Here is a 20633-nt window from a genome sequence, read left to right on the forward strand (position 1 = left end):
ACACGACGAACGATGCCCACGGCGGACGGCGGGCACCACCGGGAGGAACACCATGGCCAACGTCGCCGACGGGATTGTCGACCGGCTCCGGGCCTGGGGCGTGCACCGCGTCTTCGGTTACGCCGGAGACGGTATCGACCCCATCCTGGCCGCGCTCGACCGCGCGGGCGAGCACATCGAACTCGTCACGGCCCGGCACGAGGAGATGGCCGCGTTCATGGCAACCGGCCACGCCAAGTACACCGGCGAGGTCGGGGTGTGCCTGGCCACCCAGGGACCGGGAGCGGTGCATCTGCTCACGGGGCTGTACGACGCCAAACTGGACGGCAAGCCGGTGGTGGCGATCGTCGGGCACGTGGTGACGACGGCCCAGGGCAGCGGCTACCAGCAGGAAGTCGCGTTGCCCACCCTGTTCAAGGACGTGTGCGCCCAATACGTGCAGACTCTCGACACCCCCGAACAACTCGGCGCGGTACTCGACAACGCGTTCCGCACCGCCCGGGCGACCTCGAGCCCGACGTGCGTGATCGTCCCGCACGACGTGCAGCAGGCGGGCGTCTCGGAGGACGAGCACACGCACGGCGTGGTTCCCAGCGCCGCGACGGTCGCGGTCCCGCGGGTCCTGCCCACCGACGCCGACCTCGACCGGGCCGCCGACCTGCTGAACTCCGGGCAGCGGATCGCGCTGCTCGTCGGCCAGGGCGCATACGGTGCGGCCCACGAGATCGACGAACTCGCCGACCTGCTCGGTGCGGGGGTGACGACGTCGCTGCTCGGCAAGCCGGTGATCGACGAGTCCCGGGACTGGGCCTGTGGCGTCATGGGGCATCTCGGCACCACCGCCGCGGCGGACCTGACGACCGGCTGCGACACCCTGCTGATCGTGGGCAGCAACGACCCGTGGACGGAGTTCTATCCCGCTCCGGGCCAGGCGCGGGCCGTGCAGATCGACATCGAAGCCCGCAACCTCGGTGCCAAGTACCCCGTCGAGGTGCCGCTCGCCGGGGACGCCCGCGAAACCCTGCATGCCCTGCTGCCGCGGCTGCACCGGACCGACCGTCCGTGGCGGCGCGACGTCGAGCAGATGGTCCGGACCTGGCGGCGGATCGCCGCCGCACGATGCGCGGAGCCCGCGGACGGGCTCGATCCGCAGGCGGTCGTCGCGGCCCTGTCCGATCACCTCCCACCCGACGCCCAGGTGGCCGTGGATGTCGGCTCGGTCGTGTACTGGTACGCCCGGTTCCTGCGACTGCCACCGGGGGTGCCGGCACACCTGTCGAGCACCCTCGCCTCGATGGGGTCCGCGATGCCGTACGGGCTGGCCGCCAAGCTCGCCCACCCGGATCGCCCGGTGGTCGCGCTGGCCGGGGACGGCGCCATGCAGATGAACGGCATCTCGGAGCTCATCACTCTCGCCCACCGCTGGCGTGACTGGGCCGATCCCCGCTTCGCCGTCCTCGTCCTCGACAACGGCGACCTCACCGAGGTGTCCTGGGAGCAGCGGGAAATGGAGGGCGACGCCCGCATCCCCGCCTCGCAGACCGTCCCGCCGTTCCCCTACGCCGACTACGCCCGCCTGCTCGGTCTCGAAGGCATCCGGGTCGATCGGCCCGAGGACGTCGACGAGGCATGGCGCACCGCCCTGACCGCCGACCGTCCGGTGCTGATCCAGGCGGTCGTCGACCCGGCCACCCCGCTGCTGCCACCGCGTGCCTCCGCCGACAAGGTCAAGACGATGCTCGACGCCCTCGAGCGGGAGGGCGCCCACACGGCCGCACAGCGGCTGCGCCGGCAGCGCGAGCAGGAAACAGCGAACTGACCTCGGCGGTCGGACGAGGTTCCACCTCGGCGGTCAGACGAGGTTCCACCTCGGCGGTCAGACGAGATTTCGCGGGATCCGGCGGTGCCAGTTCTGCGAGTGGACCCGATTCTCCACCGGCCGCGGATCGACGTCCGGATTTCCCAACTCGAACGCGTCCAGTCGCGCGTCGATGATGAATTCGTCTGCCGTGCAGCGCAGCACGGTGTTCGTCGTGATCTCGGTACGCCAGTCGCCGCGTTCGAGGCGGCGCACGGTCCGCGTCTCGCCCCGTACGGAATCGACGTCGTTGCCCCGGAAACTGAACCATTCGGTGGTGGCGCGGCGGACCGTCGTGCCGACGTCGTCGAGCAGGATCGTGCCCTGATCGTTCTCGATCTCGAGGGTGGAGACCCCGGTCGCCAGATCCCGTTCGACCTTCCAGTGGTGCCTGCCCGGTTCCAGGTGCGTCGCGGGCGCCTCGGGAGCAACCTCGGGGGGACCGAACGCTCGTAGTCTCTCGTCGTCCCCGGGACGCTGGGGGCGGTGGGGCAGCGTCAGGGTGCTGGTTCCCGTATTCACCGTCAGCATCACAGGTTCCGGCGACGGCCATGCCAGCGGCCAGTACGACGAGGACACGGACAACCGGATGCGATGGCCGGCGGGGAACGAATGCGCCATTCCGTTGAGCGGGACACGCACGTGATACGTCCGGCCCGGCTCGAGGGGTTGCGGGTCGCCGCTGCCGTCGCGGTGGGTGAGATTCAGCAGGCCGTAGGTGACGCGGGTGGCCTCGCCGTTCGGCGCCACATCCGACAGACGCGCCGCCACCATCGCATTGGGCCGGTCCGCCGACACGTCCAACTCGAGCGTCGGCAGCCCGAACACCTCGAAGGTGTCGCCGAGCGGTTCGGTCTCGAACACCAGCGATCCGCCGTCGTCCTCCCGCTGATCGCCCGGCAGGTCCGGCGTCGCGGCATACGAGGCCCACTTGCCGGCGAACATGCCCACGCTGAGCGGCGACTGCAGCCGGATCCGATGGTGATCGGCTTCCTCGGCGGGCTTGTCGGACAACGAATGCCGGGTCAGGGTGTATCGCCGGTCCTCGATGTTCGGGGACGGCCAGCACGGTTCCGACACCCAGCGACCGGGCCGGTCCGCGTACGACGGCTGCGGCGGGATGCTGTCCTGCATCCAGGCCCGCAACACCGGCTCGTCCATGATCCCGGTGTCGCGGCCCTTGAGCCAGTGGTCCCACCAGCGGACGAGTTCCTGCAGGAACCCGATCGCCGGGCCGGGCACGCCCAGGTGCGGATACCGGTGCCCCCACGGGCCGATCAGACCGAGACGCGGAACGTGCAGATGCTCGAGCAACCGGAAGATCGCGTTGGTGTAGCCGTCGGCCCAGCCGCCCACCGCGAGCACCGGACACTCCACGTCGCCGTAGTTCTCGTTCACCGACGCGCGCTTCCAGTAGTCGTCGCGGTGCTGATGCCCGAGCCACTTCTCGATCCACAATCCGCTGCCGGACAGGCGCTCGTGCCACATCTCCCGCCACCGGTCACCGACGATCGCCGGATCCGGGGGCAGGCTGTTGAACGCGAACATCACCGTTGCCTCGGACAGGTTGTCCGAGAGCAGGCATCCGCCCATGTAGTGCATGTTGTCGACGTACAGATCCTCGGTGGCGGAGGCACTGACGATCGCCTTGAGCGCCGGCGGGCGGCGGGCGGCCACCTGCAGGCTGTTGAACCCACCCCACGAGATGCCCATCATGCCGACGTTGCCGTCGCACCACGGCTGTTCGGCGAGCCACGCGATGACGTCGCAGGCGTCGTCGTGCTCGGCGTCCAGATACTCGTCGGCGAGCACCCCGTCGGAGTCGCCGCTGCCACGCATGTCCACGCGCACGGACACGTAGCCGTGCCCGGCGAGATAGGGGTGGTTGAGGGCATCCCGCGCCCGGGTCAGGTCCCGCTTCCGGTACGGGATGTACTCGAGCACCGCCGGGAGCGGTTCGTCGGTGATCGGTCGCCACATCCGGGCGGCCAGGCGCGCGCCGTCGCGCATGGGAATGAACACGTTCTCGACGTCTCGCACCTCGTACGGGAACGACTCGACCGTGTGCACTAGGTGACCTCCTCGAATTCGAAGGGCAGTGCCTCGAGGCAGTCGCGGTACCGCTGCTCCAGTTCGTCGTGACCGGAAGCGCCGAGGTAGAGGGTGGCGAGCTTGTACCGGTAGGCGTCCTGGTTGGGCAGGTCCGACAGCCGGGTGCCGGGCCGCACATCGATCCGCACGACCGTACCGGGGAAACGTGCCTGCAGCGCGGCGATCTCACTCTCGCTCGGGACGCGGGTGACGATGCCGTCGTCGTAGCGGGGCACCATGCACTGGGCCGCCACCGCGAACTCGCCCTGCCGGTGCGGCATCCGCGGCCGGCGGCCGAGGGCGACGTCGATGGCCACCGCGTGGTTGGACGCTCCGTCCACCTTCGCGAACAGGTCGCTGTGCGACTGCGAGATGCGGGTGTTCACCTCGATGAGCCACAGTTTGCCCGTGTCGGCGTCCCACATGAATTCGGAGTTGAAGCAGCCGTTGTCGTAACCGGTGTGCCGCAGATAGCGCTCGGTGACGTCGATCATCTGCTGCTGCACCTCGGGCGGGACGGTGCGCGCGGGATAGTCGAGATGATCGAAGCTGTGGCCGGCCTCGTCCTTGCGCATGTCGAACACGCCGTGCACCCCGAACTCCCCTTGGAAGATCGACCCTTCCGGTGCAGCCTGCGTCCCGGTGACGATCTGTTCGGCCAGGCAGGTGCGTGCGCCCGCGGCACGCGCCTCCGCCGGGACGTCCACGTGAGCCAGCGCCTGGTCGAAGGGACTCGCGATGCGGCCGATCTCCTCTCGGATGCGGGCGGTGGCGGAGGCGAACTCCTCGGCGTTCGAGACCTCGAATCCCAGCTGGGACGAGTGCGCCTTGATCGGCTTGACCCAGAACGGGAACGGGACGTCGATCTTGTCGAGTGCCTCGGGGTCGAAGGGATCGAAGGCGTCGAAGGCCGGCACACACTCGGGCACGACCTCGCGTTGCAGGATGCGGCTCCACAGCTTGTGTTCGCTGCGGATCACACTCTCGAGGCTCGGGGACGGCAGGCCGCGTTCGGCCGCGAGAACGGGCACGAGCACGCTGGTCGGAAAGTCCCAGTGGGCGATGATCGCGTCGACACTGCCCTCGAAGGAATCGAGCTCCTTGTCCGCTCTCTCGAGCAAGGCGTCGAAGTCGAAGCTGTCGGCGGAGACCAGCGACTCGTAGTCGAGCAACCCGTGGAGGGTGAACCCTTCGGGAACCTCGACGGTGCCGAGCTCTCCTCGCTGCAGATCGGTCAGTCCGGGTACGAAAATGTTCTTACTCATCGTGAACTGGCTATCCCCGTCCGGTCGCCCCGAAACCTCGGCCGTCCGTTCGGACCGTATTGCGGGGATCGTCGGACTTCGTGCCGCGACGGTCGACGGCCGGTTCGGGGACAACTCGTCGATGCGGGTATACCGGCGGCCGGCTCGGGGTATGCCTTCCCGACAGCAACGGAGGACAGCGCAGTGGATCGGTACACATGAGGGCTTCGTTCGATCAGCAGTTGCGCGATCTCACCGATCGGCTCCGGGGCCTCGCCGAACTCGCGGCGAAGGCGCTGGAGCTGTCGACACGCGCGCTGCTCGACGGCGACGTCGTCGCGGCCGAGGAAGCGCTCGACCTCGGCGAGGACATCGAGACATTGCACACGGAGTGCAGCGAGCGGGCCGTGGCGATCCTCGCGTTGCAGCATCCGGTGGCCGGGGATCTCCGGTTCGTGTTCTCCGCGGTGCGCATGAGCAGCGATCTGGCGCGTATGGGCCAGCTCGCCCTGCACATCGCGCGCGCAGCCCGGCGCCGCACCCCCGGCGAGCTCGTCCCCGATCAGGTCCGGGGCGACATCACCCGGATGGGTGAGCTCACGGCCACGATGGTCCGCGCCCTGTGCGATGCCTTCCGCGAGCCGAAGCTGGAGCCGGCCTCGCAGATCCGGAACACCGACGCAGAACTCGACCTCGTCCACGCCCGCGTCCTCGGGACCTTGCAGGACCCGTCCTGGACGCACGGCGTGACCCCCGCCGTCGACCTCGCCCTGGTGGCACGCTTCTACGAACGCTTCGGTGACCAGGCCGTGGACGTGGCCGAACGGGTCGTCTTCCTGATCACCGGACGTCGCCCCGACGGCGATCCAGCTCTACCCGGGCGGCCCTGAGAATATGCCCGGGCCGGTCCGGGTTCACGGTCCGTTCGAGGTCGGCGACGAACTCCTCCACGCGCTCCGTGGGCCACGATTCCAGGCCCCGGCCCGTGCGCTCGGGGTAGGCGGCATGGACGACGTCGAGGATCCGGTGCGCCAGCCGGCTCGCGTCCGCCACGTCGAGACGGTGGGTCGTGCCGTTCAGTGTGACGTCCAGCCCGTCGCCGGTGTCGGTCACGGCAAAGGTGGTCATGTGCGCCTCCTGTGCTCCCCCGCGTGAGGTTACTCGAGACGACCACCCGCCGACCACCGATGACGTGTCGGCGCCCGGCGAGTGGGTACTCGCCGGTCATGAGCATTCCCGCACACGAGCGGCTCGCGATCGTCACCGGTGCCGATTCCGGAATCGGCAAAGCCACGGCCGAGGCGCTGGCGTCGGAAGGATTCGACGTGGGCATCACGTTCCATACCGACGACGCCGGCGCCCGGAACACCCGGGAGGGGATCGAGGAGCGCGGCCAGCGCTGCTTCGTCGTCCGCCAGGATCTGACCAGTCCGGACACCGCCGACGTCGTCGACACGCTCGCCGAGAAGCTCGGCGGGCTGGGTGTTCTGGTCAACAACGCCGGAACCGGGCACATGGACCGGGTCCTCGACCTCGGCTACGAGACGTGGCGCGAGGTGCTCGCGACGGACCTCGACGGTCCGTTCCTGTGCGCCCAGCGCGCGGCCCGCCGGATGATCGCCGGTGGCCGCGGGGGCCGGATCATCAACGTCACGAGCGTGCACGAGCACATCCCCCGGCTCGGGGCCGCCGCCTACTGCAGCGCCAAGGCCGGCCTGGGCATGCTCACCAAGTGCCTCGCACTGGAGCTGAGCCGGCACGGGATCCTCGTCAATGCGGTTGCGCCCGGCGAGATCTCGACACCGATGACGGGCATGGACGAGTCGCAGGCGTTTCACGAGGACCGTCCCGGAAATCCGGTCGGCCGGCCCGGGCACGTCCACGAAGTCGCCTCGGCCATCGCGTTTCTCGCCTCGCCGCGCTCGTCGTACCTCACGGGCGGTTCGATCCCCGTCGACGGGGGGCTGATGCTCATGGCCGCGCACGGTCACGACATGACCGAGGAGAGCTGGCGCGAGATCTGACGTCACACCGGCTCGACGTCCGGCAGCCGCCACGTCCTGTCGAACCACGGTGCGAGGGGACCGTACAGCCGGAACATGGCCCACCAGCTCTTGCCGGGCACGGTCTGGATCCAGTTGTGGCCGTCCTCGGGCTGCTCCGGACCGAAGTGGATGTCGACGGAACCGTCGTCGTTCGTGGTGAAATCGCGGTCCTGGCTCGTCACCGACGGCCACTCCTGCCCGGTCTGCAGCATGGACCGGGTCTGGGTGTCGTAGACGAGGACCGACCAGAAATCGGCTGCCGGAACGTCCGCAGGGACGCGGAGCCGGTAGGCGCTTCCGCCGTCGAACGGGGCCCCCTCGGAGTCGACGCAGGCGACGACGTACTGGGAGCCGGCGCCGACCTTCTCGACGTCCTCTGCCGGACTGATGCCGATGACCGAGAAGTTGAACTGCGCGGCCGCGTCGAGCAGGGCGACCCCGTCCTCCTCGAACCGGTGGCCGCCGAGGAAGATGGCGCGCCAGGCACCGCCCGGGTGGCGGTAGGCCGCCGGCTCCCGGAACCGGTAGGTGAGGGCGCGACCGGTGGCGTCGCCCACCGCGGCGGCCTCGGTGAGGATCGCCCGCATGCGCTCGTCGGGGTCGAACGGCCGGCCACGCCGGATGCCGATCGAGGCGAAGAATCCGAGGGTGAGCGGATCCGACGACTCGGCCGGCTCGGACTGCACCACCTCGTCGAGCATTTCCCACGCCCGGAAGTCGGCGGGCGGGACGCCGACCATCGGTTCCGGCGACACGTTCACGAACCGCATGGACGGTGGACGATCGGCGAGGGCGAGAGGGTAGGCCCGGGTCCGGGCCTTGACGACCTCGACGGCGGGGTGGGGATCGCCGTGCTCGTCGAGGAAACCCCGCGCGAACAGCACCATCCCGAAGCTGTCGGTCCGCACCACGAAGTAGCCGTCGGGGACCTCACCGTCGTAGCCCGGGGGCAGCAGCAGGTAGGCGCCGCCCTCACCCTTGTCGGGGCCGGACACGCCGACGTCGGCCACCCAGCGTCCCCAGCTGTCGTTGATCGCCCCCAGCACACCGGGCGGCGCCTCGACCACGAGCGGACCGTCGCGCAGGTCGATCCAGATGGCGGTGTAGGAGGTACTCGTGTTCGCCGTGAGCCAGACGGTGCACGGGTGCATCAGGTCTTCGAAGACGTACGCCGTCGAATTGACCGGGCCCCACTTCAGCAGGGCCGTGCGCATTGCTTGTATGTTCAGCACCGGCAGAGCCAGCAGGTATGCCTGGACGGCGCGCTGGAAGTCCAGGTTGTCGAACAACGTCCGGACCGTCGCGTCGTCCGGAACGCCGTCGAAGAACCGCAAGGTGCCCACCCGGGTGTGCACCTGGTCCGGCGACTCGATGCCGGGCGGGATGGGGGTTGCCTTCGTCATCGCCGGCCTCCTCGTCACGATGCCCGACTCCGACGCTACGAATCCCTGCACCGGCCCTCAAGGGCCGAAAGCCCACAGTTCGGCCCCTGCCCGTCGTTCGCCCCTGAGGATCGGCGTTCGGTGACGCCGCAGCGTAGGCGGTCCCGCTCGTGTCGCCGGGCTCGGATCCGAGGCCGCCGGGAGGAGGGACGACGGGTGCTCTCACACAAGCTTCACATTCCGGAACGGGAAGTCTTCACCGACGGTGCGTTGACTCGGTGGGGAGAGAAAGGTGGTGCCGGCAATGAACACACGGCGCAGGACTGTGGCCGCACTCGCGGCTGGGGTGGCGATCGGAATCGCCGGATTCGGAACGGCCGTTGCGACCGCCCAAGCGCCCGAGGGCAATACGAGCGGCGGTGCGCTGTCCACGCAGGAGCAGTCCGATCTGGTGGCGATGCGCGAGGAGGAACGGCTGGAGCGAGATCTGTACCAGCAGTTCGCGCAGAAGTGGGGGGTGCAGACCTTCGAGCGCATCTCCGACAGCGAACAGCGCCACTACGATGCCGTCGGCGGTCTGCTCGACCGGTACGGCGTGAGCGATCCGTCGGCCGGGCTCGCGGCGGGAACCTACGGCGACTCTCGACTGCAGGGCGCCTACGACAGTTGGCTGGCCCGCGGTCTGACCTCCGTCGAGGAGGCGTACGCGGTCGGCGCCGAACTCGAGGCCGCCGATATCGCCGAGTTGTCCCGCGCGATCGATGTCAGCGACGAGGACGCGATCGACCGCGTGTACGGCAGGCTGCGCACCGGTTCCGAGCATCACCTGCAGGCCTTCCAGGCAGCCGCGGCCGGCGAGGAGCTACCCGGCGGCCAGGGGCAGGGGCAGGGGCAGGGGCACGGCCAGGGGCACGGCCAGGGGCAGCAGGGGCACGGCCAGGGGCAGCAGGGGCACGGCCAGGGGCCGCAGCACCCGGAGTAACACCTGGCAGCCGGCTCGCTGTCGGAGTGCAGCCCGCCGGGAACCTACGGCACGCGGGCCGGTCCGACTCGGACCGGCCCGGCGTCAGTCTCCGGCCGGATGGCGGTTTCGGGTGGGCAACTGCAGTGTGAACCGTGATCCGTGACCGCGTCCGGGGGACTCGGCGGACAGGTCGCCGCCGTGGGCGCGGGCGATTCCCCGGCTGATGGTCAGGCCGATGCCCGAACCTGGATCGTGCTCCTGCCGGCGCCGGGACGGAACACGGTAGAACCGCTCGAAGATCCGTTCCACATCGTCGGGCTCGAGTCCCTCGCCGGTATCGGTGACGGTCACGGTGGCGACGTCCCGACCGGCGGTGACGTCGATGCTCACCCCGCCGGTCTCCGTGGCGGCCAGGGCATTGCCGAGCAGATTGGTCAGCACCTGCGTGATCCGGTCGGCATCTGCCCACACCACGACCGGGCGGGACGGCGGGAGTACGGTCACGGTCAGGCCGGCGTCGTCGAACTGGGGGCGCAGCCGGCCCGCGACCTGGGTCACCAGCCCGTACAGGTCGACCTCGACCGGCTGCAGGTCCAGCCGGCCCTCCTCCGCCCGGGACAGGGTGGACAGATCGTCGGCGAGCCTGCGCAGTCGACCCACCTCGGCTTCGATCCGGACCAGCTCTGCCGGCGCGAAGACCCCGTCGAGGACGCCCTCGGCGTAGCCGTCGATCACGGTCAGCGGGGTGCGCATCTCGTGCGCCACCTCCGACAGCAGCCGGACCCGCCGGGCTTCCGTGTCGGCGAGTCGGACGGCGAGATCGTTAACGTCGCCGGCGACCGCGGCGAGTTCGGACTCCGGCGGCACCGGGATACGGTGCCGGTAGTCACCGGTGGCGATTGCCCGGGTACCCGACCGCACCGACCGCAGCGACCGCAGCAGGCGGCGGGACGCCAGCAGACCCAGCGCGGCGGCCGCGATCACTCCGGCGAGCACCCCGAGCAGCAATGCCGTCGTCACGGCATCGGACACGACCTCCCGCAACGGCCCAGACCCGTTCGCACGACCGCGGCCGTTGCCGGGGCCGGCGGCGCGTTCTTCGAACAGCGCCGGTGCCGCGGCGCGGACGACGGCGAAGGTGACGAGCGCTCCGACCACCGCCACCAGCACGTGGGAGACGAACAGTCGCATCGTCAGGCTCGGCACCGGGAGCCGGAGACCGCGGTTCACCGGTCGACCTCGCTCGCGGCCACGAACTTGTAGCCGACACCGCGGACCGTCCCGATGAAACGAGGGGCGGTGGCATCGTCGCCGAGCGCCCGGCGGATGCTGCGGATGTGCACGTCCACGACCCGCTCGTCGCCGAAGAAGTCTCCGCCCCAGACCTTCTCGAGCAGCTGCCGCCGCGAGTACACCCGGCCCGGGGCCTGCGCCAGGGCCAGAAGCAGATCGAACTCGAGCGCGGACAGTTCCACGGGCATGCTGTCGACCGTCACCTCCCGGGTCTCGGGGTCCACCGTCAGACCGGCGGCCACGACCCGGGAGGGCGCCCCGCCGGTGCCGCGGGCGCGGCGCAGGACGGCACGGACGCGGGCCGCGACCTCGCGAGGCGCGAACGGTTTGGTGATGTAGTCGTCGGCGCCGACCGCGAGTCCCACCAGCTTGTCGACCTCCTCGGCGCGGGCAGTGATCAGCACGACGTACACGTCCGAGAACCCGCGGATCCGGCGCAGCACCTCGAGGCCGTCGAGATCGGGAAGGCGGATGTCGAGCAACACCAGGTCGGGGCGGCGGGACTGCACCGATGTCAACGCTTGTGAGCCTGTTGCGGCTTCGATGACGTCGTAGCCGTCCGCCTCCAGATAGCCGCGCAGGACACGACGGATGTGAGGTTCGTCGTCGACGACGAGGACGCTGTGGGGCACCGTCTCCCCTTTCGATCCGACGGACCGGTTCGGCCGGGCGTCCGGACAGCTGTGGACAGGAGGGTCCGTCGAGGTGTTCGACGGGCAGACCGAGGGTAATCTAGCCGTGCAGTCCTCCGTGGAGTTGCCGTCGCACGCTCCGTCCCCGGTGCGTCCGCCGATGTGTGCGCCGTTCGGTGGGGCTCGCATCACCGGTCGCCCGGAGGTCGAGGTGACGAGGTTGTGGACGTGAGACGAGGTGGAACGCGTGCCGTCGGAGACCGAGCAGAAGAAGAAGTTGTCGCTGACCGGGTCGGTCGCGCTGGGAACCGGGGTGATGATCGGCGCGGGCATCTTCGCCCTGGTCGGGCAGGTGGCGGAACTGGCCGGGTCCTGGGTCCCCTGGGCGTTCGTCGCGGGCGCGGTGGTGGTGGCCTTCAGTGCCTACTCGTACGTGCGGTACTCGAGCACGAACCCGTCCTCGGGCGGGATCGCGATGATCCTGAAAGCCGCCTACGGCCCCGGGGTGGTGGCCGGGTCGTTCTCGTTGTTCATGTACGTGTCGATGATCCTGGCCGAGAGTCTGCTGGCCCGGACCTTCGGCACGTACCTGCTGCGTCCGTTCGGGATGCAGGGCTCGGCGGTGTGGGTGCCGGTCCTGGCCGTGGTGGCGATCGCGGCCGCGACGGTGGTCAACCTGGTCGGCAACCGGTGGGTGGAAGGGTCGGCGACGGTGACCGCCGCGATCAAGATCGTCGGGATCGCGGCGCTCGCGGTGGCCGGGATCGCCGCCACCGGGGTGTCGGCCTTCTCCCGGCTGGTCACCGGGGGTGCGGACGCGACGCCGCCGGACAGCGGACTGCTCGGATTCCTGGCCGGCATCGCTCTGTGCATCCTGGCGTACAAGGGCTTCACCACGATCACCAATCAGGGTGACGATCTGCGCGATCCCCAGCGCAACATCGCGCGCTCGATCGTGATCGCGATCGCGGTGTGCACGGTGCTGTATCTGCTGCTGACGGTCGCGGTCACCGGGAGCCTGTCGGTGCCGGAGATCGTCGCCGCCCGGGACTACGCACTGGCCGAGGCCGCCGAGCCGCTGTTCGGGTCCTGGGGCGTGTGGCTGACGGTGGCGGTGGCGGTGGTCGCGACCCTGTCCGGCTTGGTGGCGAGCCTGTTCTCCGTGTCGCGGCTGTACGACATGCTGCGGGAGATGGGACAGGTGCCCGGGTTGCCGGGGTCGGTGAACCGGCAGTCGTTGCTGATCACGGCCGCGCTGGCGTTGGTGACGGCGACGGTGTTCGACCTGAGTCAGATCGCCTCACTCGGGGCGATGCTGTACCTGTCGATGGACATCGCCATCCACTGGGGCATGGTCCGCCGCCTGCGCGACGAGGTCGAGTTCGCGACCTGGGTCCCGGCCGTGGCGATCGCGCTCGACGTGCTCGTGCTCGTGCCGTTCGTGATCATGAAGGTGCGCACGGATCTGTTCACGGTGGTTGTCACCGCGGTGGTGGCCGCAGCCGTCTTCGCGAGCCAATGGCTGATCGTGCGCCGCCACGTGGCACACCGCCGGCGGTCCACCGGACGCTCGGCGCAATGACGGTGGGCACCCGCCGATCGTCCAGCCCAGCGGCCGAGCGTCCGGTGTTCGCGGCAAGGGTGGTGACGGCGGACTCTCAGCCGAGGGAACCGATCAGGTCCCGGCAGGCCTGCTCGCATCGCCGGCACGCATCGGCGCACGTCTTGCAGTGCGCGTGACGGGAGGCGTGCTGCGCGCACTCGTCCCCGCAGGACTTGCACGCCGCCGCGCAGGTCTCGAGCACCGAACGGGTCAGGTCGGCGTCGTAGCCGGTATGGCGCGAGAGGACCCGGCCGGTGGTTTCGCAGATGTCGGCGCAGTCCAGATCGGTGCGGATGCACTTGATCAACTCCGCCACCGAATCCTCGCTCAGGCAGGCATCGGCGCAGGCGGTGCACGCCTGAGCGCATTCGATACACGCCTCGATGCACGCGGCGAGCTTGCCGGTGTCGACGCCGTCGAGGTCCTTCGGGTAGCTGTCGAGCATGGTCGCTGCAGTGCTCATGAATGTGCGTCCTTTCGTGGGGACTCGTTGTTCGGCTGATCCGGATCGGTGTCGACCGAGATCCGGTACCGACTCGCGTACCCACAGGATCGACGAGATAACACCAGACACACGATTCGTTCCCCGAGGCGATTCCGGTTGCAGGGCGTCCTGTTACGAGGCGCTCACCGGCCGATGCCGGTGGTCGTCAGCGAAGCGTTCGCAGATCTCGTCGACGGTTCCGCCGGTGTGGAGGAACCCGGTGTCCAGACGCCCGGCGAGGCGACGGGTCTGTTCGTCGAGGATCGCCGCGGCTCGGCGGACCTCGACCGCGGACGACCCGGCGCCCGCGGCCGCGAGTCGCGGTGCGTACGACAGAGCGGCGGCGAACGAGAGGTCCGCGTCGGATTCGCGGAAGAAGTAGGTCTCGCCGTACTGCATCAGGTCCAGTTCGCACGTGATCAGCGACTCGGTGACCGAGTCGAGCCACTGCACGGCGATGCTCGCCTCGGCGGCGGGAAGGATCTGCTCGGTGCCGGTGGCCGTCAGAAGCACGAGCCGGCGGGCGGTGGCGCGGCGACGGCTCAGCGCCGGATAGATCTGCAGCACCCAGGAAATGGCCGCAGTGAACAGCACGAACCCCATCAGCGCCTGCAACGGAATCAGCAGTCGCAGCGCCGGATAGGCAGGGGTGATGTCCCCGAAGCCGAGGGTGCCGACGGTCACCAGGGACAGATACAGCGCCATGACCGGGTCCGACGCGGCCGACGGGCGCAGCGCACTGGCGAAGTAGAACCCGTCGGGCATGTGCGGCAGGTAGATCAGTGCCCAGCCGAGCACGATCATCGTCGCCCACACCCCGGCGGTGACGACGAGTCCGGCCGGCCCGACCGAGCCCAGCAGCCGCCCTCGTCGCCCGGCGTGGTGCGCCCCACGCCACAGGACGACGAACACCCCCCGGGAGATCGTGCCCAATCCCCGGGGATGCCACAACGTGACGAAGATGTCCCGCAGTGCCCCGACGATCAACGCCGCGCCCACGATGCTCGAGATCCAGATCATGATGTCTGCCATCGTCCTTCGAGGGCGTCGCCTACCTGCCGGGTGAGCTCGTCGAAGTGCCCACGCGTCGCGGTACCGTGGCCGGGGATGTGCTCCCGCAGTCGACCGAGCTGGTCCGTGATCGCCGCACGCTGTTCCGCAGTGGTGGCCTTCCATGCCAGCTCCCGCAGCATCGAGAGCAACGCGTCCAGCACGACCGGATCGTCGGCGCCGTAGAGCCGCGGCTGGGTGCACACCAGATCCAGCAGTTCGGCGAAGGTCGGTCGCGCCAGCACCACCCGGACCCGGTCGTGTTCGTCGCACAGGGGGTACGGGCCGAGCTCGAGGTCGAGCAGCTCGCCCAGGACCGCGGTGCACGAGACCAGGCCGTGCACCGCGGTGGTCGGATCGTTGATGCCGGGCGACAGGGCCCGCACCACCACGTCGGTCAGCTGCCGCAGTCCGTACCCGAGGTCCTGGACGGCGGTGCGTTCGCTACCGGTGCGCAGGGCACCGCGCACCCGGTCGCACAGCCTTCGGGCCTGGTCCTCGGTCAGGGGCTGCGGACGCAGGGACCACCACGACGCGACCGGCGTGCCCGCCAGCACCGGGCTGCCCACCGGTCGGTTCACCCACACCACGGCCTCGGCCTCCTCGGCCGCCGCGAGCAGCGCGTACTCGTCGAGCTCGACCAGGAATCCGGACGAGTCCGCTTCGACGACATGCGGGGCCGGCGGGGGGACGGGCAGTGTGGGCCGATCCTGCCGATCCGGAGGTAGCAACCTGGCGGCGGTCTCGCAGGTGTCGGCGCGCACCTGTTCGAGCACGGCCTCGACGCGGATCTGCCGGACCAGATGCCCGAGGAACAGCACGAGGGCGATGACGCTGGCGACCGCGAGCAGGTACGCCGTCGTGACCGCCAGCTGGGGGACGAAGGCACTGTCGTCGGTGTCGTCGGTGCCGCTGCGGACCGTGCGCAGCACGGTCAGCGCGTAGACGAACGTCGCGAGGAACAGTCCCAAGGTGCGTTGGACGACCCGGTCGGCGGCGAAGGTGCGCAGCAACCGCGGTGAATACTGACTACTGGCCAGCTGCAGGGTCACCAGGGTCAGCGAGAACGTCAGCGAGGTGACGGTGATCAGCGAGCCGGCGATCGCACTCAGCACCTCGCGGGCGGCGTCGGCACCACCACCGAACAGATACCCCGCCACCGTCGGTGGCAGCCGGTCGTCGATGGCGGCGTCGAGCTCGGGTATGCCGATGCCGGCCAGCACGGCCACCAGCACCGCAGCTGCCGGGACCGGCCACAGCCGCGACCGTATCGCTTCGACGAACACCTGCCGGCGTTTCAGCGCAGCCCCGATCGGTCCCTGTCGTGTCCGGGTCCGGGAGTCGTCGGTCATCGCAGGCTCACTCGGTGCTGCATCACCGAGCCCACCAGCAGCACCCGCACAATTTCCGACCACGTCTCGAACCACATCTCCTGCGAATACCCCGGGAACGGCCCGGCAATCACACTCGGAACCGGGGCGGCGCTCACCGGTGCCGCTCGGGGGACCGCGCCGCCGGAGCCGTGGCCCGCCGGTACAGCACCCGGCCGGCCACCGCGGTGACACCGAAGATCACCGTGCTCGCCGCCAGCACCAGCGACCCCGCCGCCAGCACCGTCTCGTCCGCACCCATCCGCTCCGCTTCGAGCGTCAGGTAGAACAGCGCCGACACCCCGATGGGACCGAACCAGCCCAGATACAGAGCATCCGGCATCGACAAGCGCAGCGGACGGCGCAGCAACAGCAGAACCGGCACCCGGCGCAACGCCAGCACCGCCACCACGAGACCAACCCCCGCCCAGCCCAGCTCGGCCCACTGCGGCCAGGGCAGCGCCGCCCCCAGCAGGACGAACAGCGGCAACACCGCAAAGCGGTTGATCGCCTCGTCGATCGGCACCTCCGCCGTCCGCTCGCTGCCGGTACTGGTGAGGTTGAATGCCAGCCCGCCGACGAACACCGCCAGCACCCCGTCGACATGGATCAACCCGGCGACACCCAGAATTCCCAGCGCGAGCACGACGGTGAAGAACAGGGCCGGCGCCGGATCCGTCGCCCCGTACCTTTCACCCCAGCGCAGGGCCCGGCCACCGGCCCATCCGCTCGCGGCCCCCATCAGCACGGCCCCGGCCACCTGCCACAGCGACTCCAGTGCCGCCGTGCCCGCTCCCATGCCTCCGGCGACGGCGACCGCGGCCAGCACCAGTGGCAACGCCAGACCGTCGTTCGCCCCGGACTCGAGCGAGAGGACCTGCCGGTTCCGGGCGGGCAGATCCTCCTCGGCCGCCTCTCCGGTGACGACATTCGAGGCGAGAACCGGGTCCGTCGGGCACAGGGCCGCGCCCAGCAACACGGCCGTGGCCAGGGGCATGGACAGCAACGCCCACCCCAACCCGGCGGTGACGGCCGCCATCACCGGCATCGCTACGGCCAGCAACACGGCGACGGGACGCCATTGCCGGAGCACGTCCGCCATCGGATACCGCAGCGCCACCGCCATCACCGATACCGCCAGCAGTATCCGGCTCGCCTCGTGCAACAACCCGTGCTCGGCCGTCAGCGGCGGTAGGGACAGCACATCGAGCACGTACGGTCCGAGCAGCACACCCGCTGCCAGTCCGAGCAGGGGTTCGGACAGCGGCAGGCGGCGCATCTTCGCCGACAACGCCGCCACACCGACCCCCAGCACCCCGACGGTGGCGAGAACGATGTCGATGCTCATGCGTGCAGTGTTGCCCGGAGAACGGCACCGTCAATCCTCTCCGGATTCGGAGAGGGGCAGGCACATCCGGACTTCGGTGCCGTGCGGCTCGTTGGGCAGATAGCGGATGCTGCCCCCGTGTCGCTCGACGATGTGCTCCGAGATGATCAGACCGATGCCGGAACTGTCCTGCTTGGCCGAGAACGCCCCGGAGGCCAGCCGGTTTCCCGAGGCATCATCCATGCCCCGTCCCTGGTCGAAAACGGAGACACAGGCCCACTCTCCACGCCGAGCGGTCCGGACGGTGAGCTCCTTGACGGCGGTCGAGGGCAACACGATCTCGTCGATCGCGTTGAAGCAGAGGTTGATCACCACCTGCCCGATCAGCACGCTCTCCCCTACCACGGGCAACGGCGAACGGGACCTGTCGAGCGAAATGTGCACCCCCCGTTCGGCTGCCCGCAGCCGAACGAAGTACAGGCTCTCGTCGACCGTCTCGTTGAGGTCGATGGCGGCCTTGGTGCTCTCGATCCGCCGCACATAGCGCTTCACGGAGGACACGATCTCCGCCGCCCGGCCGAGCTGCTTCTCCATCCTGTCCAGCCCGTAGCTCAGGGCCTCGGGGTCGAGGGATCCATCGGAGATCCGTGCCTTGAGGCCGCTCAGGTAGTTCGTCGAGGCCGCGAGGGGCTGCCCGAGTTCGTGAGCGAGGATCATGGCCATGTCCCCCATTGCGTTGTACCGGCTGAGGTACTGGAGGTTGGCCTCCTGGTAGGCATGACGGCGTTCCCACTCCACACGATCCGTGACGTCTCGGATCGTCAGCACCCGTGACGTCATTCCGTCGTGCACCACGGCCTCGAGGAAGCCGGACAACCAGGTCGTCGTCCCGTCGCTCTTCTCGATCTCCTGCATGATGCCCACCGGTCCTGCCGCCGCGTCCAGTTTGGCCACGACGGGCTCGGCGGTCAGCCGGGGCTCACAACGGCCCAGATCCTCGAGATACACCCCGGACAGTTCGTCCGGGGTTCTGCCGAACAGCCGGGCCGCGAGCGGCGAGATGTCTTCGATGCAGTTCGTCTCGTCGAGCACCACGATGCCCGCCGACGTGTGCGTCATGATGCGCTGCAGCGACTGTGACACCCAGCTGAGTTCCTCCTGCAGCTCCACCTCTTCCGCGATGTTGCGGAACTCGACCATCACGACCTGCCCGTCCTGGAACGTCAGGCGTGAGGCGACCGCATCGGCCAGGAAGTCCTGCCCGTCCTTGGTCCGGTACTTCCATTGTCTGCGGCTCGAACCACGTACGACGGCGTCCTGCAGCCACGCCACCCCGACCGAGCGCCGGTACTGACGCTCCTGGCTGCTCATGTGGTGGGCCTTCAGCGGTCGCAGCTCCTCGAGCGTGAAACCGAACATCCGGCACGCAGCCGGGTTGGCCCAGAGGATGTTCTTCGACGCCGCCTCGTGGATGAGGATCCCCGTCTCCGTCTTCTCCACCATCTCCTGGAAGTCGCGGCCTGTCGGGAACATCGATCCTCACTTCCGGGTGCCGTGACGGTTCATTGTCGACCCACGATCGGCGGATCGACCATAGGGGATTGCTTTATGACCGGCGGAGGAAATCCCGATACCGCCTCGTCCGAACCTTTCCTAGCGTTCTCCTCAGCGCGACACGACGAGGTGGATGGAGACGACGATGGCGATCCGGAGCACGATGAATCCAGTGCGGGCCGCGACAGCGGGCCCCGCGCGGGAGAAGGCCTTCGAGGACGCTCTCGCCGTGCTGCGGGACCGGCGCGACGAGTTCAACCGGCAACGATTCGTACCGAGGGACTTCGTCGCGCTCCTCAAGCGCGCCGGGCTCTACCGCGCGTCGACCCCCGCACAGTTCGGCGGCGAACCGATGGCCCCCGCCTCCTTCATGAAGCAGGTCGAGCGGATCTCCGCGGTGGATCCGGCCACCGGCTGGGTGGCAAGTTTCGGGTCCTCACTCGTGTACTTCGCGGCCCTGCCGGTCGAAACCCAGGAGAAGATCTACTCCGACGGCCCGGACGTCGCCTATGCCGGCGGGCTGTTCCCCATGCAGAAGGCCGAGAAGGTGGACGGCGGCTACCTGTGCAGCGGCCTCTGGCAGTTCGCCAGCGGATGCCTGGGCGCCGACATCCTCGGCATCGGCCTCGCCGGCGGTCCGGAAACGAACGGCAAGCCGCTGACCGCCCTCGTCGACCCCGCCGACGTCGAGATAGTGGAGAACTGGGACGTCGCAGGCATGAAGGCGACGGGATCACACGCAGTGAAGGCCGACAGACTCTTCGTCCCCGAGGAGATGACGTTCGTCCGCGGCGGTGCTCCCCGAATCGACGAGCCGCTCACCCGGTATCCGACGCTCGCCTACGCGGCCCAGGTGCTGGCGGTGGTGACTCTCGGTGCCGCACGGGGGGCTCTCGACTACGCCCACGAGGTCGGGGCGGTGCGATCCAGCATCACCGGCGGTGACAGCAAGGGAAACCGTCCCGCGTACAAGACCGGGCTGGCCCGCGCCGAGGCCGATCTCCGCTCCGCTCGGGCCTTCTTCTACGAGATCACCGACGAGGTGTGGGATCTGGCGGTCCGCGGCGACGAGATCACCGCCGAACACACGGCCCTGCTCCGCCTGGGAGCGACCCAGGCCGCCCACGTCGGCCGCAATGTCGTGCTCGCCGCGTTCGACCTGGCCGGCACCGGGGCGATCTACGAGAGCCACCCGCTGCAGCGCTACCTGCGGGACGCTCTCGTCCCGGCCCAGCACGCCATGCTTCAGACCAACACCTTCGAGGCGGCCGGAGCCGTCCTGCTGGGCCTCGACCCCGGCATTCCCAGCTTCCCCTGACCGGGACACGACCGTTCGAGACCAGTTCCTGCCTTCCCCGCGAAAGGACGCCCATGACCGCCGAACCGTTGCGCACCCTGTTCTGCATCGGCAACAACCAGAACTTCTTCGACCTGCCGAAGGCGGAGATCGGCCCGGTGTGGGTCGGCATCTCCACCATGCTCTCGGCTCTCGCGAACATGGACGGCGTCCAGGTCATCGGCACCTTCGACGACGACGCCCACATGGTCGGCCCGTCCGACGGCTGGCCTTGGACCTGCTACGTCCTGGCCGACGTGAAGGACCAGGAAACCGTCCGGGCCGCGTGCAACTTGTTGCGGACGACGATGATCGGCGAGTACGCCCTGTGGAAGTACTTCAAGATCGAGGCCCGCATGGGCCGGGAACTGACGATCCGCGCGGACGTCGCGGTCTGACC

General features: G+C 69.3%; 18 protein-coding genes. 7 read left to right on the forward strand and 11 right to left on the reverse strand.

Features of this window, described 5'->3' with window-relative positions; translation table 11 throughout:
- The first annotated feature begins 52 nt into the window (after nt 1-52).
- Nucleotides 53-1819: a thiamine pyrophosphate-requiring protein gene (locus F1734_RS23730; RefSeq protein ID WP_203011147.1), complete on the forward strand. Its 1767-nt coding sequence runs from the start codon at nt 53-55 to the stop codon at nt 1817-1819.
- Nucleotides 1820-1876: 57 nt separating this feature from the next.
- On the opposite strand, the gene F1734_RS23735 is transcribed toward F1734_RS23730, so the two are convergent.
- Entirely contained in the window at nt 1877-3928 is a 2052-nt protein-coding gene (locus tag F1734_RS23735) for a CocE/NonD family hydrolase (protein WP_017680764.1), read from the reverse strand.
- On the reverse strand, nt 3928-5214 hold the full coding sequence (locus F1734_RS23740; RefSeq protein WP_010593613.1) for an ATP-grasp domain-containing protein: 1287 nt from the start codon (nt 5212-5214) through the stop codon (nt 3928-3930). Before F1734_RS23740 ends, F1734_RS23735 begins: the two co-directional genes overlap by 1 nt.
- 197 nt (nt 5215-5411) lie before the next feature.
- On the opposite strand from F1734_RS23740, the gene phoU reads away from it, so the two are divergent.
- On the forward strand, nt 5412-6083 hold the full coding sequence (phoU, locus tag F1734_RS23745; protein WP_010593614.1) for a phosphate signaling complex protein PhoU: 672 nt from the start codon (nt 5412-5414) through the stop codon (nt 6081-6083).
- Here phoU and F1734_RS23750 read toward each other — a convergent pair.
- The gene (locus F1734_RS23750; protein ID WP_010593615.1) at nt 6034-6321 is read right to left on the reverse strand and encodes a hypothetical protein; all 288 of its coding nucleotides are present in this window, start codon (nt 6319-6321) and stop codon (nt 6034-6036) included. The two genes, phoU and F1734_RS23750, sit on opposite strands and share 50 nt — an antisense overlap.
- A 98-nt stretch (nt 6322-6419) precedes the next feature.
- Between F1734_RS23750 and F1734_RS23755 the strand changes: the two genes are divergently transcribed.
- Nucleotides 6420-7217, forward strand: coding sequence for an SDR family oxidoreductase (locus F1734_RS23755; RefSeq protein WP_010593616.1), 798 nt, complete (start codon nt 6420-6422; stop codon nt 7215-7217).
- Between the two features lie 2 nt (nt 7218-7219).
- On the opposite strand, the gene F1734_RS23760 is transcribed toward F1734_RS23755, so the two are convergent.
- Entirely contained in the window at nt 7220-8641 is a 1422-nt protein-coding gene (locus tag F1734_RS23760) for a DUF1254 domain-containing protein (RefSeq protein ID WP_048773727.1), read from the reverse strand.
- 283 nt (nt 8642-8924) lie between these two features.
- Between F1734_RS23760 and F1734_RS23765 the strand changes: the two genes are divergently transcribed.
- Nucleotides 8925-9602: a DUF2202 domain-containing protein gene (locus F1734_RS23765; protein WP_238424047.1), complete on the forward strand. Its 678-nt coding sequence runs from the start codon at nt 8925-8927 to the stop codon at nt 9600-9602.
- An 84-nt stretch (nt 9603-9686) separates the two neighbouring features.
- On the opposite strand, the gene F1734_RS23770 is transcribed toward F1734_RS23765, so the two are convergent.
- Together F1734_RS23770 and F1734_RS23775 are read right to left on the reverse strand one after the other, a co-directional pair.
- The gene (locus tag F1734_RS23770; RefSeq protein WP_017680769.1) at nt 9687-10814 is read right to left on the reverse strand and encodes a sensor histidine kinase; all 1128 of its coding nucleotides are present in this window, start codon (nt 10812-10814) and stop codon (nt 9687-9689) included.
- Nucleotides 10811-11509, reverse strand: a complete 699-nt coding sequence (locus tag F1734_RS23775) for a response regulator transcription factor (RefSeq protein ID WP_203011148.1) — start codon at nt 11507-11509, stop codon at nt 10811-10813. Before F1734_RS23775 ends, F1734_RS23770 begins: the two co-directional genes overlap by 4 nt.
- 238 nt (nt 11510-11747) lie before the next feature.
- Here F1734_RS23775 and F1734_RS23780 point away from each other — a divergent pair, with 238 nt between their 5' ends.
- The gene (locus F1734_RS23780; protein ID WP_052455352.1) at nt 11748-13091 is read left to right on the forward strand and encodes an APC family permease; all 1344 of its coding nucleotides are present in this window, start codon (nt 11748-11750) and stop codon (nt 13089-13091) included.
- Between the two features lie 76 nt (nt 13092-13167).
- Here the strand turns inward: F1734_RS23780 and F1734_RS23785 are convergent, their stop codons facing one another.
- The 5 genes from F1734_RS23785 to F1734_RS23805 all read right to left on the reverse strand — a co-directional run bounded on the left by F1734_RS23785 (nt 13168) and on the right by F1734_RS23805 (nt 18876).
- Nucleotides 13168-13575, reverse strand: coding sequence for a four-helix bundle copper-binding protein (locus tag F1734_RS23785; protein ID WP_010593622.1), 408 nt, complete (start codon nt 13573-13575; stop codon nt 13168-13170).
- Nucleotides 13576-13728: 153 nt separating this feature from the next.
- Nucleotides 13729-14628, reverse strand: coding sequence for a potassium channel family protein (locus F1734_RS23790; RefSeq protein WP_234574855.1), 900 nt, complete (start codon nt 14626-14628; stop codon nt 13729-13731).
- Nucleotides 14613-15998, reverse strand: a complete 1386-nt coding sequence (locus tag F1734_RS23795; RefSeq protein WP_017680771.1) for a DUF2254 domain-containing protein — start codon at nt 15996-15998, stop codon at nt 14613-14615. The genes F1734_RS23790 and F1734_RS23795 overlap by 16 nt, the downstream gene beginning before the upstream one ends.
- Before the next feature lie 133 nt (nt 15999-16131).
- Nucleotides 16132-17364, reverse strand: coding sequence for a cation:proton antiporter domain-containing protein (locus F1734_RS23800; RefSeq protein WP_010593626.1), 1233 nt, complete (start codon nt 17362-17364; stop codon nt 16132-16134).
- Between the two features lie 30 nt (nt 17365-17394).
- Nucleotides 17395-18876: a PAS domain S-box protein gene (locus F1734_RS23805; RefSeq protein WP_048773720.1), complete on the reverse strand. Its 1482-nt coding sequence runs from the start codon at nt 18874-18876 to the stop codon at nt 17395-17397.
- A gap of 154 nt (nt 18877-19030) precedes the next feature.
- On the opposite strand from F1734_RS23805, the gene F1734_RS23810 reads away from it, so the two are divergent.
- Nucleotides 19031-20215 carry an acyl-CoA dehydrogenase family protein gene (locus F1734_RS23810; RefSeq protein ID WP_010593628.1) on the forward strand — a complete coding sequence of 395 codons (1185 nt, stop codon included), beginning with the start codon at nt 19031-19033 and terminating at the stop codon, nt 20213-20215.
- A 53-nt stretch (nt 20216-20268) separates the two neighbouring features.
- Nucleotides 20269-20631 carry a hypothetical protein gene (locus F1734_RS23815; RefSeq protein ID WP_010593629.1) on the forward strand — a complete coding sequence of 121 codons (363 nt, stop codon included), beginning with the start codon at nt 20269-20271 and terminating at the stop codon, nt 20629-20631.
- Nucleotides 20632-20633 lie beyond the last annotated feature (2 nt).

Source organism: Rhodococcus ruber, assembly GCF_016804345.1.
In the GTDB taxonomy this organism is placed as follows: Bacteria; Actinomycetota; Actinomycetes; order Mycobacteriales; family Mycobacteriaceae; genus Rhodococcus; species Rhodococcus ruber.

Bases quoted from the DNA above. Each gene is read 5' to 3' on its own strand.
- F1734_RS23785 (WP_010593622.1), bottom strand. From the start codon at position 13,575: ATGAGCACTGCAGCGACCATGCTCGACAGCTACCCGAAGGACCTCGAC.
- F1734_RS23815 (WP_010593629.1), top strand. From the start codon at position 20,269: ATGACCGCCGAACCGTTGCGCACCCTGTTCTGCATCGGCAACAACCAG.
- F1734_RS23765 (WP_238424047.1), top strand. From the start codon at position 8,925: ATGAACACACGGCGCAGGACTGTGGCCGCACTCGCGGCTGGGGTGGCG.
- F1734_RS23790 (WP_234574855.1), bottom strand. From the start codon at position 14,628: ATGGCAGACATCATGATCTGGATCTCGAGCATCGTGGGCGCGGCGTTG.
- F1734_RS23740 (WP_010593613.1), bottom strand. From the start codon at position 5,214: ATGAGTAAGAACATTTTCGTACCCGGACTGACCGATCTGCAGCGAGGA.
- F1734_RS23795 (WP_017680771.1), bottom strand. From the start codon at position 15,998: ATGACCGACGACTCCCGGACCCGGACACGACAGGGACCGATCGGGGCT.
- F1734_RS23755 (WP_010593616.1), top strand. From the start codon at position 6,420: ATGAGCATTCCCGCACACGAGCGGCTCGCGATCGTCACCGGTGCCGAT.
- F1734_RS23810 (WP_010593628.1), top strand. From the start codon at position 19,031: ATGGAGACGACGATGGCGATCCGGAGCACGATGAATCCAGTGCGGGCC.
- F1734_RS23800 (WP_010593626.1), bottom strand. From the start codon at position 17,364: ATGAGCATCGACATCGTTCTCGCCACCGTCGGGGTGCTGGGGGTCGGT.
- F1734_RS23750 (WP_010593615.1), bottom strand. From the start codon at position 6,321: ATGACCACCTTTGCCGTGACCGACACCGGCGACGGGCTGGACGTCACA.
- phoU (WP_010593614.1), top strand. From the start codon at position 5,412: ATGAGGGCTTCGTTCGATCAGCAGTTGCGCGATCTCACCGATCGGCTC.
- F1734_RS23730 (WP_203011147.1), top strand. From the start codon at position 53: ATGGCCAACGTCGCCGACGGGATTGTCGACCGGCTCCGGGCCTGGGGC.
- F1734_RS23760 (WP_048773727.1), bottom strand. From the start codon at position 8,641: ATGACGAAGGCAACCCCCATCCCGCCCGGCATCGAGTCGCCGGACCAG.
- F1734_RS23805 (WP_048773720.1), bottom strand. From the start codon at position 18,876: ATGTTCCCGACAGGCCGCGACTTCCAGGAGATGGTGGAGAAGACGGAG.